Below are 16,259 nucleotides of genomic sequence, written 5' to 3'. Positions count from 1 at the left end.
GGGTTGGCAAGGTGTTAACGGAACATATGAAGTTAATGGCCTTATTTTCAATGACGGGGGAAGTTGTTGGTCGAAAGAAGTTACAGAAGATGGTCTATATCGCGAAGAAGGCCGGCATTCCTTTTTCTGAACGCTACCACTTTCATCGCTTTGGCCCGTATTCGGACGAGCTTACCGTTCGAATGGAAGAACTATGTAATCTCGGGTTTGTTGAAGAAATGACCGAGGACAAAGGCCATTATTCTCAGTACCGCTATCAGCTTTCGGAGGAAGGGCGGACCTTCCTAGAGATGTATGGATTGGACATGCCGCTTTTCCCCCAGCTGGCCGAAAGCCTTAACGAGCAAAGCGCCCGCTTTTTGGAGTTGGTCTCGACGATGCTCTATTTCTCGGAAACGGAAGAAACGGAGCGCAAAGAAAGAATACAGAAACTGAAACGGAAGCAAAATTATACAGAAGCGGATTTTGCTGAGGCCACTACATATATTCGTAATCTTATTGCTGTACCAAAGAGCCTGATGCACTGAGGCTCTTTTGTCTAGCTCCGGCGGGTAGAAGCGTCGAGATTTTTCGTCCCGATAACGAAATCCAAAGGCGGGATTTCTTTTATCGGGTCTCCAAAATTCTCGCTCCTAGCAACCCGCCTGCGCTTTTCGGTATTTTCTAGCTCCGGCGGGTAGAAGCGTCGAGATTTTTCGTCCCGATAACGAAATCCAAAGGCGGGATTTCTTTTATCGGGTCTCCAAAATTCTCGCTCCTGAGCAACCCGCCTGCGCTTTTCGGTTTGCGCTAAAAGGGAGGTCCTTTGCATTATTACATGTTTTTTTACACCATTTTCGTATCGTTTCTGCCATCTTCTCCATACAATTAGAAGAGAAGACAAACAGTGCCTCCCCCAGTAGAACAAAAGTTGGGAGGGTGTTCTGTAAAAAAGAAGGGTGGGTCTCATTCGTGGTCAGCTACGTGCTGCTTCTATGTTTGTTTGCAGCTGGACTGCCGTTATTGCTCATTCTCTTACTTCTCCGCCCGGCGATCGGAATCAGTGTTCTTACAGCTGTATTAGTCGTTTGGTCCGTCACAACGCTGCTGATAAGGCGCCAAAAAAAGCAGCAAGAATATATGCATAAGAAAAACGGCTTATGAGCAATTCGCCATGCTCCTAAGCCGTTTTTGCCCGTTTCGTGTCGCTTTCCACCGACCGCAAAGTTCGTGACCTGCACTCATAAGTGACGAGTGAAACCTCGCTTAGCAGAGACACCGGTGGAGTAGGGGCACTTTCTTTTGCTTGTCTGTATGGCCTTTCAGCTTGATGGGGGCTCATTTGCTGTGTTGCCAGTAGTCCTTGTAAAGTTGGTGTAGCTGATGAACGAGTGCGAATGTGATACACTAGCGATACAGATTTTGAACGAGAGGAGAGATAGACGTGGATTTGCTCAATAACAAGAATCTTAAAAAGCAGACGAAGAAATCAGCGAATTTTACGATACTAAGCAACGATTCAACAGATGGGCACGGAGGGTACGGAGCGGGGACCATGAACCTGGATAACGTTACACCGTTGTTCATTGACGTAAACGAGCAGGAAGCTTTCGTGGATATGGGCGCTCTTCATGCGCGTTCACAAGTGGAAAAACGGGTGAAGTTCGTTTCTGATGAAACCGAAGTGCCCACAGATGGAATGAAGCCGTATTGGCTTGTTTGGGTGACGATTGGAACTAAAAAGCAGAAACCTTATTATAGCGGCATCACTGGATGTTACATGACCGTGAATAAATCAGCGAAGCGCGGCTACAAAAGCCTGCCTGAGCACGTGAACCATATGGATAAGTCGCTGAAGGGAAAAATCCTTGTGGATCATATGGATAAGGAGTCGCGAAAAGTGCTTGCTGACTATTTAAAGGGACATAACGAAGAGATGTGGAATCATTCCGATGCAGAGCTGCATGAAGGCCTTAGCAAGTAATTATGAACAAATCATGAACAAAAAAGCCCTCGTCTTGTTCTTGGGGGCGTTAACGAGTAAACTTGAGGTAAGTACACAAAAGTACTAGGACACGAAAGCAGGCGAGAGGATCCCCTCTCGCCTGCTTTCATGTCTAGCTCCGGCGGGCAGAAGCTCAAGATTTTTCAGGCCTGCACCGAAATCCAAACCCGTGATTTCTAGTCCAGGCCTTCCAAAATCCTCGCTTCTAAGCCACCCGCCTGCGCTTTTCGAGATGTCTAGCTCCGGCGGGCAGAAGCTCAAGATTTTTCAGGCCTGCACCGAAATCCAAACCCGTGATTTCTAGTCCAGGCCTTCCAAAATTCTCGCTTCTAAGCCACCCGCCTGCGCTTTTCTTCGTTATATCTTTTTTAATTCTTCAACCGTTTCGGCAAATCGTTTCATGGCTGCTTCGACTGGCTCTGAAGTGGTCAGGTCGACACCGGCTTGTTTTAGCAGCTCAAGTGGGTCGTCGGAGCTCCCGCTTTGCAGGAAGGTCATGTATTTCTCTAATGCGCCTTCCTCGCCCTCGAGTATGCGGGTGGCAATTTGAATCGCCGATACGAAGCCAGTTGCATATTGATAGACGTAGAATGCCCGGTAGAAGTGAGGAATCCGTGACCAGCCGTATTTAACTTCATCATTAAAGACAATGTCAGGACCATTGTAGGTGCGGAACAATTCTTCATACAGCTCATTCAAGCTTTCGGCGTTCAAAGGCTCTCCTGCTTCAGCCCGTTCATGGGTTTGCTTTTCAAAGTCTGCAAACATCACCTGTGTAAAGAACGTCCCGCGGAATTGCTCGATAAAGTGATTCAGCAAGTACGCCCGCATTTCCTCATCGTTCGTTTCTTTAAGAAGATGCTGAATAAGCAGCACTTCGTTCACGGTTGAAGCGACCTCTGCTACAAAAATACGATACTGAGCGGTGATTTGTGGCTGGTGCTTGCTTGAGTAATGGCTGTGCATCGCATGCCCCATTTCGTGGACAAGCGTAAACAGGCTGTTTAAGTCATCGTGGTGATTGAGCAATACGAATGGATGCACGCCGTACAGCCCCATGTTATAGGCACCAGAGCGCTTGGCTGGTGTTTCCCGCACGTCGATGTAGCGCTTCTCTTTAAATTCGTTGAGCGTGTTGATGTAGTCTTCACCAAGAGGCTGGAGCGCTGTCAGCATGGTTTCATACGCTTCTTCATAGGGGATGTCGGCTTTCGCTCCCGGCGTAAGTGGGACATTTAAGTCGTACTGGCGCAGCTCCTCAACCCCAAGCTTTTCTTTTCTGAATGCCGTGTAGTCATGCAGTGGCTGGATGTTCGCTTTAGCTGAAGCGAGCAAGTTCTCGTAGACATCGGTTGGCACATTGTCAGCAAAAAGCTCCTTTTGCAGAGTGGATTCGTAGTTCCGCACCTTCGCAAGCGTCGCATTCGTTTTTACTTCAGAAGACAAGTTCGATGCAATCGTGTTGTTTAGCTCAACGTACGGTTTGTAGTAGGCTACGTATGCCTCCTTCCTCTTCTCGCGATCTTCATCTTCAATTAACTTGGAATACATGCCGCGTGTGAGTTGAACGTTTTCCCCGTTCTCATCTGTGACGTATCCAAATTGGATATCTGCATTGTTTAGCATTCCGTACGTCTCACCGGGGGCCTGAAGCGACTCGCTGAGCTGAGAGAGCAGCTCCTCTTTTTCCTTTGTTAGCACATGATCCTTAAAACGGAACGATTTCCACAACTCATCTTCAAAATACTCCAGCTCTTTGACTTCTTTGATGTAATGTTTGAGCGTGTCTTCGTCTAGGCTAAGGAGGAACGGCATGAAAAATGCTGTCGCCTCGCTCACCTTCACACTGACTTGTGTTGCTTTAGCGTTTAACTTTTGTGCATGCGAATCTCTGGTGTCAATATCGGTGAGGAACATCGAGTAGGCAAAGACTTTGCGCAGCTTAAAGGAAAGCTTCTCCTGTGTGGTCAGGAAGTTAAGCAAAGAGGCTCCACTATCGATCTTACCGTTGTAAGAAGAAAGATCTTTCGCCAGTTCAAGACTTGCGTCGACATCTTCCTTCCAAGCTTCCTCGGTTTCATAAATGTCGGTTAAATCCCATTTCTCCTGTTCAGGCACATCTTTTCGCGTCGTATACGTCGTCATTAAAAATCACTCCTGTTTAAAATAACTGGTAAAATCGCCTACCTGTAGTGTAGCACAAGCAAGGAAATTTAAACCTTTTCTTTGCTTACGTATACGCAGAGTGGTGGTTGTTCATGTCCGGTGAGCTCAAGCTGTTTTTTCAAATGCGTAGCTGTACTATTGAAATCAAATTCAAAATGGAATCCCTTATGCTATACTGAAAAGAAAAGGGGGCGGGGCTTTGCTTACGTCGGAACAGAAAAAAGCGATTCGGCAGCTGCAGAAAAAGGTTCAGCAAAAAGATGCCATCAAGCTCAAGCTTAACTGGGACTTGTTAGCGAGCGAACGCGCTGAGACGAAGATGCAGGGCTTCTTTCACTACGATGCAGAAGGCAACCTGCTGGGGTTTTTTGCTGTATTTTGTTTCGGAAATAAGGTGGAATGCGTCGGGATGGTCGACCCAACGGCTCGACGGCGCGGAATTGCCCGGGTATTGCTTGAGTCGGTTATGGAGGAATGGCGGGGGCATGTGAAACGATTTCTCCTCAATACGCCAGAGAATTCCACGTCGGGGCACCTCTTTATTGAAGCCGTTGGTGGGGTCTATGCCTTCACGGAACATGAAATGATGTGCAGCGAGGTTCCGCTTCCGGCGAGTCTAACGGGAATGCGTATTCGTCCGGCCGTCCTGGACGATGGTGAAGCCATCTACAGGCTGGATGCCGATGGGTTTGGCATGACCACAAATGAGGCCAGAAGTTTGTATGCGGGGGATGGGGCAAGGGTAGGAACGTACATGATTGAAGAGCATAACGAAGTGGTGGGAAAGCTTAGGCTTGACCGACAGAAAGGAGAGAGTTGGATCTTTGGCTTTGTTGTTGCTAAGGAGAAGCGCGGCAGAGGAATCGGGCGCGCGGCTCTAACGGACATTGTGCACCGTGAAGTAACAGCGGGAAATCAGGTCTGGCTCGAGGTGGCGGTAAACAATGCTTCCGCCCTAAGCTTGTATCAGTCCTGCGGATTTAAAAAAGTGCAGGGCGCTCAGTGTTACTATGATATGGCCTAACATTAAATAGCCGCTGCTCCGTCTGGAGGCAGCGGCTGTTGTCTAGCTCCGGCGGGTAGAAACTCGGGATTTTTCAGTCCTGCCCTGAAATCCAAGTTCGGGATTTCTAGTGCAGGCCTTCCAAAATCCTCGTTTCTAGGCAACCCGCCTGCGCTTTTCGGCTATTCAAGAACCTCTTCCTCTGTTTCATCGGTGGAGGATACGTCCCCGTCATCGTCATCGGCGCTTATCCATTTAAAAAGCCGATCAAAAAAGCCTTCTTCCGGTTCTTCTGGCTCCTTCTGCATCTCGTCCGCAGCGTCAGGCTCTGTGCAGGCCTCCACAGGTGCCGTGCCCTCTAGGAAATACGTCGTTCGACCACCGGGGCAGGCATCATTTGCAAGCAAGCCAGTATGCGGATCAATTTCGGCAGCGACCACACCATCTGGTTCTTTGAATGGAAGCGTCAGCTCGTCTTCCAAGGCCTCATTTAAAAAGTTGGACCAAATATGCTTGGAGATTTGCCCCTCAGCAGCGTGGGTGATATTTTTGCCCTGATCATAGCCAACCCAGACACCTGTGACAAGCTGAGGCGTATAGCCAATCATCCAGCTGTCTCCCGGCGTTGAGCCAGACTTCCCGGCTACCGGCCGGTTGAGCTCTCCTGCAAGCGAGCCACCAGTGACCGACGTGTAGCTGTTGAGTTCCGGTTCAAACATTGCCTGCATTAAGTTCGTTAACACAAATGTCACATCCTCATCGAGCGTCGGCTCAAGCGTAGGTTCCTGTTCATAAATCACGTCACCACTTGCATCCTCCACACGTGTAATGAAGCTGGCTTCCCCGTAGTTGCCTCCGTTGGCGAGAGGGACGTAAGCGTTGGTCATATCAAGAATGTTCACTTCCTGAGCCCCAAGGGCGAGCGATGGGTGATCAAGCAGACCATGGAGCCCAACGGCATCTGCTGTATGGACTAGCTCATCTCCACCAATGGAGAGGTGCGTCTTCACCGCATAAATGTTATCCGAGTAGGCGATGGCTTCGAGCATCGTAATATAGTCATCCGCATAAATGTCATTAAAATTTCCAGGCTCGTATTCTTCGCGTCCGTCGTCGTATGTGAATGATGTGGCTTCGCTTAAAAAAGTTGACATCGGTGTAAAGCCATTCGTTAACGCTGCATAGTACAGAAGCGGTTTCATGGTGGAACCGGGCGCACGGCTCGCTTGGGTGGCTCGGTTGTACGAGCTTTCCTCATAATCTGTCCCCCCGACCATAGCGCGCACCTCTCCGTCTCTTGGGTCGATGGCAACGAGTGCTGTCTGCAGTTCAGAGGCAGGCATCTCTTCCTCGACAATTCTCTCTGCTTTTGCCTGCATCGCTGGATCAAGGGTTGTGTAGACATGAAGCCCCCCGGCATCTACCACTTCTTCCTCAAGACCAATATCCTCAACGAGACGATGTTTCACCATATCCTGGAAGTAGGGGCCCACCTTAACGCTCTCTTCTTCCTTGGGCTCGGCGAGCTCGATGGGCTCTGCTTTGGCCTTAGCTGCCTCTGCCTCCGTGATCGCCCCTGTTTCCACCATGCTATCCAAAATCAGTTCCTGCCTTGCCTTCGCCCGGTCGAAATCGACTTCGGGTGAATAGTAGCTCGGACCTTTGGGAATGCCGGCAAGCATGGCCCCTTGAGCGAGCGACACGTCTTTTGCGGAAGTATCAAAATAATGAAGGGCGGCCGCCTCGATCCCATAAGCGCCATGCCCGTAGTAGACGGTGTTCAAGTAGCCTGAAAGAATCTCTTCCTTTGAAAAATTCATTTCAAGCCGAAGAGAATACAAGAGCTCGTTCCACTTTCTGAGCCATGTCTTGTCGTGGGACAAATAGAGGTTACGGGCATATTGCTGGGTGAGAGTGCTCGCTCCTTGCGATCTTGAGCCAGACTGAATGTTTGCAAGAATCGCTCCGCCAATACGCATGGGATCAAACCCATAATGAGAAAAAAACTTGCGATCCTCAATGGAGATGGTCGCATCAATAATAGAAGGGGAGATCTCCTCAAGTGAAACACTATACCGATCTCCGTGCTCGCTTTCATTGCCAATGACGGTGTTATCAACCCCGTAAAATTGGGTGGTCTGAGCCACTTCAATCGGCGGTGGCCCTTGCATACGCGTGTAGGAAAGCAGGGCTACAAGAGAAAGGGCTATAAGAACAAATACGATCAGCATTATCCGCAAAAACAAACGAAATTTACGCAGGCGCCGCTTGGACTTTCGTTGGGGTGTGGCGAGATCCATGGTACTCCTCCTTTCACAGCATTTTTTAGTCATCGCTTATGGAAAATTTCTAGTAGCCAGTTTGGGTAAAGAAACGGACTTTTAAACATGAGTTGCAATTCTTGTTGCTTCGGATATACTTGCTTTGTGCACGCTGTGTGCGGAACAAGAGTTCAAGAGGTGAAGGAAAATGGAATTTTGGTTTACGGAGAAACAAACCGAGCGTTTTGGCATCACAATGAAAGTAAAACGCACGCTTCATACAGAAAAAACGGAGTATCAACAGCTCGATATGGTGGAAACAGAGGAGTTCGGAAACATGCTTCTGCTAGACGGGATGGTGATGACGACGGAAGTGGACGAATTCGTTTACCACGAAATGGTCACGCATGTCCCGTTGTTCACGCACCCGAAGCCAAAGCATGTCCTTGTGGTTGGCGGTGGAGATGGCGGCGCGATTCGCGAAGTGATCAAGCATCCATCTGTGGAAGAGGCGACCCTTGTGGATATCGATGGAAAAGTAATGGAGTACTCGAAAAAGTACTTACCGACCATCGCGCGGGCGCTGGACGATGAGCGAGTAGATGTTCAAGTGGACGATGGCTTTATGCATATTGCTCAATCAGAAGGTGCGTATGACGTGATTATGGTGGACTCCACCGAACCTGTCGGACCAGCGGCGAAGCTTTTTGAAAAAGGTTTCTATGAAGGCATTTCAAAAGCGCTAAAAGAGGACGGGATCTTTGTCGCCCAAACAGACAATCCGTGGTTCCATCAAGATTTAATCCGTCAAGTGTACAAGGACGTATCGGACATCTTTCCGATCACCCGCTTGTACACTGCGAACATTCCGACATACCCAAGCGGCATGTGGACGTTCACCATCGGTTCCAAAACCTACGACCCGCTTGCAGTCAGCAATGATCGTTTTCACGACATTGAGACCAAATACTACACCAAAGACTTGCACAGCGCCTCGTTTGTTTTGCCGAAGTTTGTGCAAGACTTAGTGAAATAGGAGGAGGGAAACTATGAGGTTTGATGAAGCCTACTCAGGAAAGGTTTTTATCATGAGCCGCGCCTCCTATGAGGAAAGCGACGCCGTGATTTACGGAATGCCGATGGACTGGACTGTGTCGTTCCGCCCCGGTTCGCGCTTTGGGCCCGCGCGTATCCGTGAAGCCTCTTTGGGACTCGAAGAATACAGCCCGTATGCGGACAAGCATCTGGAAGAAGTTTCGTATTTTGATGCTGGGGACATTCCCTTGCCATTCGGAAACGCGGCTCGGAGCCTTGAACTTGTGGAAGACTATGTTGAAAAGCTGCTCGCCGATGGAAAGTTCCCGCTCGGCCTTGGGGGAGAGCATCTATTGTCATGGCCGATTTTTAAAGCCATGTACAAGAAGTACCCGGACCTTGCGATTATTCATATTGATGCGCATGCAGATTTGCGTGAGGAGTACGAAGGAGAAGCGCTGTCCCACTCCACCCCGGTTCGGAAAGCATGTGAGTTAATTGGACCAAGAAACGTCTACTCCTTTGGCATTCGCTCCGGGATGCGCGAGGAATTTGAATATGCGCGGACATCAGGCATGCATATGTCCAAATTTGAAGTCGCCGAACCGCTTAAAAAAATACTGCCAGAGCTGGTGGGGCGCCCTGTCTATGTGACGATTGACATCGATGTTCTTGATCCTGCCTACGCGCCAGGTACCGGAACAGCCGAAGCAGGTGGCATTACCTCCAAGGAGCTATTGCTCGCCCAGATTGCGCTTGCACGAGCGGAGATCCAAATCGTTGGCGCTGACTTGGTCGAAGTCGCCCCCGCCTACGACCCGACCGAACAAACGGCGATCGCTGCGAGCAAATTCGTGCGGGAGATGCTGCTTGGGTGGGTGCACAAGAAAAGGAGATAGTCCAAAAGCCACCTAGAAGTGAAGAGTTGGAAGGCCAAGACTTGGATGTATGCAGAGGGTTAAAAACAGGCACAATGTAAAAAGATCCATAGACGTTGATGGTCTATGGATCTTTTGCTTTTTATTCTGCACTGAGGTCAGAATTTTACGAGTCGTCGTACGACGTGACAATGGCTCAGCGTTCTTCGCTTTTGTTCTTCTCGTTCCCGGATGCGTCTTGAACCGAGCCTTTGATCTTATCCTTTTTCCCACTAGCCTGCATTTTCTTGTTATCCGTTGCGTTTCCTACTTGATCTTTTACTTCACCTTTGGCTTTGTTTACCGCTCCTTTGACTTTGTCGGAAGCTCCGTTACTCATTTGAACGCCCTCCTTAGTTTATGCTACTTATTGAATAGACGTTTTCCGTTAAAGTTAAACGTGTTTTAGGGTGCATCGCTCTCCACTTGCAAGCTAGTGACGGACTCGGGTAAAATGAATAGTGACTCAGAATAGGATCAATTAGGGCAAAAACGATGCTTGTGAGAGGAGGAGGTCACCAGTTTCAGGCTAATCCATGCGAGAGCTGACGTGACACAACGGAATGAAACCACTATCAAAACGCAAAGTGCGTATAATTTTTCATACAACCACGCGATCGGAGGGGGAGTCGCCTGAATCCTTCCAGTTCGAGACTGCGGGAGACTTGTATACCAAGGGCGGGTCCGACTATTTAAGGTTCCAGGAGCAGCACGGTGATGTACAGAACATACAGACCACGATGAAATGGGATGGCGACGAGCTAATGCTCATTCGCCAAGGAGAGATTTTAATGAGACAAGCCTTTAAAGCAAAGAACGAAACCTATGGACGGTATGTGATGCCTGAAGCGTCGTGGGAAACACGTGCTGTGACCGATACACTTCTTGTGCAATGGCCAACGAACACTCGTCCTAAAGGAAAGCTTTATGTTCGCTACCGTTTTTTTCTGCAAGGGCAGGACACGGGCGACCATGAAATTCGGCTGACGATCGAGCAAGTGGACTGAAGGGCGGGGGCCACGTGCTGATAAGCAAGTAGCCCTGAATGCTCGACTTCCTCTAGAACCTTGCAACTTCCCGCACGAATCGCTAAACTAGACAGTATTGACAGGCGAACGAAAAGGGAGATCATCAGATGAACAGTGTGGAAGAATTAAAAAAGCAGTTAAGAGCGGAGATTAAAAAGGCGGTCCTCGCAGCTGACCTTGCAACGGAGGCAGAACTCCCCGACATCATTCTAGAAAAACCAAAAGAGAAAGCGCATGGGGACTATGCAACGAACACAGCAATGCGACTGGCGAAAGTTGCCAGGAAAGCGCCGCGGCAAATAGCGGGTGAACTCATCGCTCATCTTGACAAAGAAAAAGCAGGCATCATCGATGTAGACATTGCTGGTCCTGGCTTTATTAATTTCTTTGTTGATCACGCGTATTTACGTAAAGTGATACCTGCCGTTCTGCAAGCGGGAGAGGCATATGGGGAGAGCGAGACAGGGAAAGGAGAGAAGGTGCTCATTGAGTTTGTTTCAGCCAATCCGACCGGGGCCCTACACCTTGGCCACGCCCGAGGTGCGGCCGTAGGAGACACGCTCTCTAACATTATGGACAAAGCTGGCTATGAGGTTTCCAGGGAGTATTATATTAATGATGCCGGCAATCAAATTCATCACCTTACTCTTTCCTTGCAGGCGCGCTACCTCCAGGAGCTCGGGCACGCGGCGGTGCTCCCTGATGACGGTTATCAGGGTCAGGACATTGTTGACATAGCGAAGGAGCTAGTAAGTGAGGTTGGGGACAAGTACGTTGATGAAGAAGAAGCGATCGCTCTCAAAGCCTTCCGTGAATACGGTCTGAAAAAAGAGCTTGAACGAATTGAGGCTGACCTTAAGGAGTACCGCGTCTCTTTTGATCACTGGTTTTCCGAGTCGTCCCTTTACGAGTCCGGCCAAGTAGAGAAAGGGCTTGAGGTCTTGTGTAAGCAGGGGGAGACGTTTGAAGAAGACGGAGCAACATGGCTAAAGTCGACGAAGTATGGCGATGATAAGGACCGCGTTCTTGTAAAACAGGACGGTTCGTACACCTATTTAACGCCGGATATTTCGTACCACCTCGACAAGTTTGACCGTGGGAATACCCGCCTGATCGACGTTCTTGGTGCCGACCATCACGGCTATGTGCCGCGGATGCGAGCGGCGATTCAGGCGCTTGGCTATCAGGCCGATGCCTTTGACGTACAGATCATTCAAATGGTGAGCCTCTTCCAAGGCGGAGAGAAAGTGAAGATGAGCAAACGTACAGGCAAAGCCGTGACGCTGCGCGATTTAATGGAGGAAGTGGGCATTGATGCCACGCGCTATTTCTTCGCGATGCGCAGTCCCGATACCCACCTTGATTTTGATATGGATCTTGCTGTCTCCACGTCAAATGAGAACCCTGTCTATTACATTCAATACGCCCACGCCCGCGTGTGCAGCATGCTGCGGCAAGGAGAGGCACTAGGTTTAACGTTTGACGAAGAAACTGATTTGTCCTCTGTATCCAGTGAGAAGGAATATGATTTACTCAAACTCATTGGCGATTTTCCGGGGGTCGTGGCAGAGGCGGCAACAAAGTTGATTCCACAACGCATTTCGAATTATGCGCAAGAACTTGCTGCGGCGCTGCACAGCTTTTACAATGCCGAGCGAGTGATTGACCCTGAAGACGAAGCGAAGAGCCGCGCACGTCTTGCTTTAATGAAAGCAACACAACTAACGATTCATAACACGCTGGCGCTTATTGGGGTTAAAGCGCCGGAAAAGATGTAGTATGGAAGAACTTTGGTGGCTTCTGATTGCCGTTTGTTTGCTTGCTAGCTATGTAGGATTGGTTTTCCCGATTGTGCCTTCGGTCCTTGTGCTCTGGATCGCATTTTTGATCCATTTGTTTGGGCTTGGCGGGGGTCTTTCCGTCTGGTTCTGGGGAGCGATAATCGTGTTGACCGTGTTTTTACTAGTGGTGGACTTGATCGCGAACGTGCTTTTTGTAAAGAGAACGGGTGGCTCAAAGTGGGGCGAGCGGGCAGCACTGATTGGGGTGCTGGTCGGCTCATTCGTTTGGCCCCCGTTCGGCATCATCATTGTTCCATTTGTGCTCGTGCTCGTCGTAGAATACGGGATTCACCGTGATTTGCAGGTTGCGCTGCGGGTAGGTTTTGCTTCATTCGTTGCTTTTATCAGCGGCACGTTTGCCAAAGGGGTTGTCCAGACCGTGATGGTTGTCTGGTTTTTGCTTGAGGCACTGTGAAAAACGAACCCGAGCATATCTAAGACGGTTTCATGCAGCGCTAAAAAAGATCGACAATCACCATCGCAACGCGCTCCTTGCCTCGATCGAGGAGGGAGCGTTTTTTTAATGTCTCTAAGCTGACGCGTGTGGAAATAGAAAAATCGTGCTCAAGCACGTCGTATACCTCTTTTGAGAACGCTTCTCCTTCGATATAGCAGCTCATCTCATGATTTAAATGAAAGCTGCGGCGGTCAAAATTGGCTGTACCCGTAAGGCAATGTTTCCCATCGACGACCATCGCTTTTACATGATAGAAGCCACGGTAATAGTGAAACACACGAACCCCTGCTTTAATGATCTCGATTAGAAAAGGGGTGGCTGCGTGCTTAATGAGGGGATGGTCTGCTTTTTCTGGCAGAAGGACTTGCACGTCCACGCCTCGCTTAACGGCTTCAATGACCGCCTTTTGCAATCGTTTTGTTGGAACATAGTAAGGCGTTCCGAGGAGAATTTGTGTCTTTGCTTCTTTAATGAGGGGAAGCAATGTTTCCTCCAAGTAGACGCCGTTGGTTCCAAGGAGGCGGAAGCGGTGCGGGCCTTCCGAAAGCACTGGGTAGTATGCTTGCCCCTCTATGGCTTTCCCTGTGGCTCGCTGCCAATCGCTCACGTATTGGCGTTGAACTTCCTGTACGCCTTCTCCTGTTAGTTTTAAATGGAAATCACGCCAGAAACCAAATGTTGGATCACGGCCGAGGTATTCATCGCCGACGTTGTACCCGCCTATGTAGGCGGTGTGCCCGTCGATGACTGCGATTTTTCGGTGGTTCCGCTTATTAAGAGAAAAAAACCAGTAAGGGCCTTTGGGTTTGTCTGAGTAGACAAAGTGAACCCCTGCTTTTTCTAACTTTTTTCGACTTGAGCGTTTAAGTTTGCAACCAAAGCGATCGATGAGGAGACGCACGTCTACTCCGTCCTCCGCTTTCTTCATCAGCTGATCGATTACACGCTTACCAATTGCATCGTCCCTAAAAATATAAAAAAGAATATGTACATGGTGACTAGCCCCACGAACATCACTAAGGAAGACGTCAAAGAAATTCTCTCCCGTCGTTAGCAACTCGAGCGAACCATTGTGAGTCAGTGGTTTAAAGGGCTCGGCTTGATTTCTGAGCTCTTGCAAGCCGTGAACATAATCGTAGCGCAGCCAGACAAGCAAGAGGACTAAGAGGATGACGGCGATAAGAATGGACAGAAAGATGGTCACTACTAAGCACTCCCTTCGAATGATGTTCCTCTTTGCTAGAGTACCCAGGTTATCCTTTTTCATCCACCACCTCTTCTTGTTTGCCGTGTGATCAATGTAACGGAAAAATGTTTTAAAAATTTCATCCGAGTGAATGCTCATTCACAAAACTTGTGGTATACTTACAAAAAGACAACTAGAGGTGAGGGGGAGAAAATCGTGGAAGCTTTTTTAATCGTTAATTGGATAGTGTTCATTCTTGTAACCGGTTACGCAATCTATTTATTTTCCTCAGTTCTCATGACCAGGGTCCGCTTTATTAAGCTTGGTCGAAAAGTAGAGTTTGAGCAAACGTTAAACGAACGCCTGCATGCGATCTGGACGAATGTGTTTGGACATAAGAAGCTGTTGAAAGACAAAAAGAGCGGCATCATTCACGTGATGTTCTTCTACGGCTTTTTGCTTGTGCAATTTGGCGCGATTGACTTGATTTGGAAAGGACTGGCACCAGGGTCTCATCTGCCGCTCGGTCCCGTTTACCCATATTTCACGTTGTTCCAGGAAATCGTTGTTGCGATGATCTTAATTGCGGTAGTCTGGGCGTTTTATCGCCGTTATATGGAGAAGATGGTCCGCCTGAAAAGAGGCTGGAAAGCTGGTCTTGTCCTGATTTTTATCGGTGGACTCATGGTTTCAAAGACCATCGCTAAAGGGATGGAAATGATTTGGCTCGACAAGCCGTTGACTGGCTTTGAGCCTCTGGCTACGGCGGTAGCTTCGGTGACGAGTTGGTTGCCAGTTGAAGCAGCGATGGTGCTGTTTTTTGTCTTCTGGTGGTCTCACTTATTGTTTTTGTTAGCGTTCCTTGTCTATGTTCCCCAGTCCAAGCATGCGCACTTAATTGCTGGTCCGGCGAATACATTCCTAGGACGGACCCATGAAGTTGGACGTCTTGCGCCGATTGACTTTGAACAGGAAGATGTTGAAGAGTTTGGTGTCGGTAAGGTTGAAGATTTTAATCAAAAGCAGCTTCTGGACCTCTATGCCTGCGTGGAGTGCGGACGCTGCACGAATATGTGCCCGGCCACAGGAACGGGAAAAATGCTTTCGCCAATGGATCTGCTCCTGAGAATGCGGGACCATCTAACGGAAAAAGGGGCAGCGATTACCTCCCGTTCACCATGGATGCCGGCTTTCGCCTTTTCTAACACGACGGCGAACACCTTGGCCGCCCAAGGGGCGCAAGATGAAGCAGCCGCGGGGTATGACGTACGTTTAATTGGCGATGTCATTACAGAAGATGAAATTTGGGCATGCACAACGTGTCGAAACTGTGAAGATCAATGTCCAGTAATGAATGAACATGTTGACAAGATTATTGATCTGCGCCGTTACCTTGTTCTAACGGAAGGGAAAATGGATCCGGATGCACAGCGGGCGATGCAAAACATTGAACGTCAAGGAAACCCATGGGGCATCAGCCGTAAAGAACGTGAAAACTGGCGCGATGGGCGCGACGATATTGATGTGCCAACCGTGAAAGAGCTTAAGAAAAAAGACGAAGAATTTGAGTATTTGTTCTTTGCTGGCTCCATGGGTGCATATGATAACCGTAGCCAGAAGGTTGCCCAGTCGTTTGCGAAACTGTTGAATCTAGCAGGGGTAAAGTTTGCGATTATCGGGAATAAGGAAAAGAACTCTGGTGACACACCACGAAGGCTTGGAAACGAGTTTTTATTCCAGGAACTCGCAACTGCTAACATCGAACTCTTTCAAAAGAATGACATCCAAAAAATTGTCACGATTGACCCACATGCTTACAATACATTCAAGAATGAATACCCGGAATTTGGGCTTAACGATGTCGAAGTTTACCATCATACGGAGCTGCTTGCAAAGCTTCTGCAAGAAGGAAAGCTCAAGCCAACAAAGGAAGTGAACGAAACCATCGTCTTCCACGATTCCTGCTACCTAGGACGCTATAACAACGTCTACGATCCTCCACGTGAAATTCTATCGCATATCCCGGGCGTTAACGTTGTCGAGATGGAGCGCAACCGTGAGAACGGCATGTGCTGTGGCGCTGGAGGGGGCATGATGTGGATGGAAGAAGACAAAGGCCAGCGGGTGAACGTTGCGCGGGCTGAGCAAGCGCTTGCAGTCGCCCCATCGGTCATTGGAAGCGCGTGCCCGTATTGCTTAACAATGCTAAGCGACGGCACAAAAGCGCTTGAGCAAGAAGACGATGTCCAAACGCTTGATGTTGTAGAAATTCTCGAGCGTTCCATGGAGGAGCCAAAAGAAGCATCCGCGTAGTCAAAAGCAATACGGGGAAGACACAGAGTTTATGCTCTTGTGTCTCTCCTTATACAGTATAAATGACT

At 48.9% G+C, this 16,259-nt stretch carries 14 protein-coding genes; 10 read left to right on the top strand and 4 right to left on the bottom strand.

From position 1 onward, the window contains the following. The first annotated feature begins 11 nt into the window (after positions 1 to 11). The 3 genes from AVZ68_RS08870 (at position 12) to AVZ68_RS08855 (ending at position 1,963) form a co-directional block, all read left to right on the top strand. Complete coding sequence (locus tag AVZ68_RS08870) at positions 12 to 527, top strand: YwgA family protein (RefSeq protein WP_059104182.1); 516 nt, start codon at positions 12 to 14, stop codon at positions 525 to 527. Between the two features lie 424 nt (positions 528 to 951). Further along, positions 952 to 1,143, top strand: coding sequence for a hypothetical protein (locus tag AVZ68_RS08860; protein ID WP_157404613.1), 192 nt, complete (start codon positions 952 to 954; stop codon positions 1,141 to 1,143). Positions 1,144 to 1,423: 280 nt separating this feature from the next. Continuing rightward, entirely contained in the window at positions 1,424 to 1,963 is a 540-nt protein-coding gene (locus AVZ68_RS08855; RefSeq protein ID WP_059104179.1) for a YwhD family protein, read from the top strand. 378 nt (positions 1,964 to 2,341) lie between these two features. Here the strand turns inward: AVZ68_RS08855 and pepF are convergent, their stop codons facing one another. Beyond that, a complete protein-coding gene (gene pepF, locus AVZ68_RS08850) occupies positions 2,342 to 4,129 on the bottom strand; it encodes an oligoendopeptidase F (RefSeq protein ID WP_059104178.1) in 1,788 nt (595 codons plus the stop codon). A gap of 220 nt (positions 4,130 to 4,349) precedes the next feature. Here pepF and AVZ68_RS08845 point away from each other — a divergent pair, with 220 nt between their 5' ends. Continuing rightward, positions 4,350 to 5,174: a GNAT family N-acetyltransferase gene (locus AVZ68_RS08845; RefSeq protein WP_059104177.1), complete on the top strand. Its 825-nt coding sequence runs from the start codon at positions 4,350 to 4,352 to the stop codon at positions 5,172 to 5,174. A 161-nt stretch (positions 5,175 to 5,335) separates the two neighbouring features. On the opposite strand, the gene AVZ68_RS08840 is transcribed toward AVZ68_RS08845, so the two are convergent. After that, the gene (locus AVZ68_RS08840) at positions 5,336 to 7,453 is read right to left on the bottom strand and encodes a transglycosylase domain-containing protein (protein WP_082676426.1); all 2,118 of its coding nucleotides are present in this window, start codon (positions 7,451 to 7,453) and stop codon (positions 5,336 to 5,338) included. Positions 7,454 to 7,622: 169 nt separating this feature from the next. Between AVZ68_RS08840 and speE the strand changes: the two genes are divergently transcribed. Beyond that, entirely contained in the window at positions 7,623 to 8,450 is an 828-nt protein-coding gene (gene speE, locus AVZ68_RS08835) for a spermidine synthase (protein WP_059104176.1), read from the top strand. Positions 8,451 to 8,463: 13 nt separating this feature from the next. Continuing rightward, positions 8,464 to 9,348, top strand: coding sequence for an agmatinase (gene speB, locus AVZ68_RS08830; RefSeq protein WP_059104175.1), 885 nt, complete (start codon positions 8,464 to 8,466; stop codon positions 9,346 to 9,348). A gap of 175 nt (positions 9,349 to 9,523) precedes the next feature. On the opposite strand, the gene AVZ68_RS08825 is transcribed toward speB, so the two are convergent. Continuing rightward, on the bottom strand, positions 9,524 to 9,706 hold the full coding sequence (locus AVZ68_RS08825; RefSeq protein ID WP_059104174.1) for a CsbD family protein: 183 nt from the start codon (positions 9,704 to 9,706) through the stop codon (positions 9,524 to 9,526). Positions 9,707 to 9,929: 223 nt separating this feature from the next. Between AVZ68_RS08825 and AVZ68_RS08820 the strand changes: the two genes are divergently transcribed. The 3 genes from AVZ68_RS08820 (at position 9,930) to AVZ68_RS08810 (ending at position 12,650) form a co-directional block, all read left to right on the top strand. Continuing rightward, positions 9,930 to 10,373 (top strand): YwiB family protein, encoded by a 444-nt coding sequence (locus AVZ68_RS08820; protein ID WP_059104173.1) that lies wholly within the window; start codon positions 9,930 to 9,932, stop codon positions 10,371 to 10,373. 128 nt (positions 10,374 to 10,501) lie between these two features. Further along, positions 10,502 to 12,172, top strand: coding sequence for an arginine--tRNA ligase (gene argS / locus AVZ68_RS08815; protein WP_059104172.1), 1,671 nt, complete (start codon positions 10,502 to 10,504; stop codon positions 12,170 to 12,172). A gap of 1 nt (position 12,173) precedes the next feature. After that, positions 12,174 to 12,650, top strand: coding sequence for a DUF456 domain-containing protein (locus tag AVZ68_RS08810; RefSeq protein WP_059104171.1), 477 nt, complete (start codon positions 12,174 to 12,176; stop codon positions 12,648 to 12,650). A 40-nt stretch (positions 12,651 to 12,690) separates the two neighbouring features. Here the strand turns inward: AVZ68_RS08810 and cls are convergent, their stop codons facing one another. Next, positions 12,691 to 13,959, bottom strand: a complete 1,269-nt coding sequence (cls, locus tag AVZ68_RS08805) for a cardiolipin synthase (RefSeq protein ID WP_059104170.1) — start codon at positions 13,957 to 13,959, stop codon at positions 12,691 to 12,693. 135 nt (positions 13,960 to 14,094) lie between these two features. Here cls and AVZ68_RS08800 point away from each other — a divergent pair, with 135 nt between their 5' ends. Further along, on the top strand, positions 14,095 to 16,191 hold the full coding sequence (locus tag AVZ68_RS08800) for a heterodisulfide reductase-related iron-sulfur binding cluster (protein WP_059104169.1): 2,097 nt from the start codon (positions 14,095 to 14,097) through the stop codon (positions 16,189 to 16,191). Positions 16,192 to 16,259: the final 68 nt, after the last annotated feature.

The organism is Shouchella shacheensis (assembly GCF_001484965.1).
GTDB classification, from domain to species: domain Bacteria; phylum Bacillota; class Bacilli; order Bacillales; family Bacillaceae_D; genus Shouchella; species Shouchella shacheensis.
The sequence above is the reverse complement of the archived record's forward strand: the minus strand, read 5'-3'. Positions and strand labels throughout refer to the sequence as shown.

Bases quoted from the DNA above. Each gene is read 5' to 3' on its own strand.
- pepF (WP_059104178.1), bottom strand. From the start codon at position 4,129: ATGACGACGTATACGACGCGAAAAGATGTGCCTGAACAGGAGAAATGG.
- AVZ68_RS08840 (WP_082676426.1), bottom strand. From the start codon at position 7,453: ATGGATCTCGCCACACCCCAACGAAAGTCCAAGCGGCGCCTGCGTAAA.
- speE (WP_059104176.1), top strand. From the start codon at position 7,623: ATGGAATTTTGGTTTACGGAGAAACAAACCGAGCGTTTTGGCATCACA.
- speB (WP_059104175.1), top strand. From the start codon at position 8,464: ATGAGGTTTGATGAAGCCTACTCAGGAAAGGTTTTTATCATGAGCCGC.
- AVZ68_RS08825 (WP_059104174.1), bottom strand. From the start codon at position 9,706: ATGAGTAACGGAGCTTCCGACAAAGTCAAAGGAGCGGTAAACAAAGCC.
- AVZ68_RS08820 (WP_059104173.1), top strand. From the start codon at position 9,930: ATGAAACCACTATCAAAACGCAAAGTGCGTATAATTTTTCATACAACC.
- argS (WP_059104172.1), top strand. From the start codon at position 10,502: ATGAACAGTGTGGAAGAATTAAAAAAGCAGTTAAGAGCGGAGATTAAA.
- AVZ68_RS08810 (WP_059104171.1), top strand. From the start codon at position 12,174: ATGGAAGAACTTTGGTGGCTTCTGATTGCCGTTTGTTTGCTTGCTAGC.
- cls (WP_059104170.1), bottom strand. From the start codon at position 13,959: ATGAAAAAGGATAACCTGGGTACTCTAGCAAAGAGGAACATCATTCGA.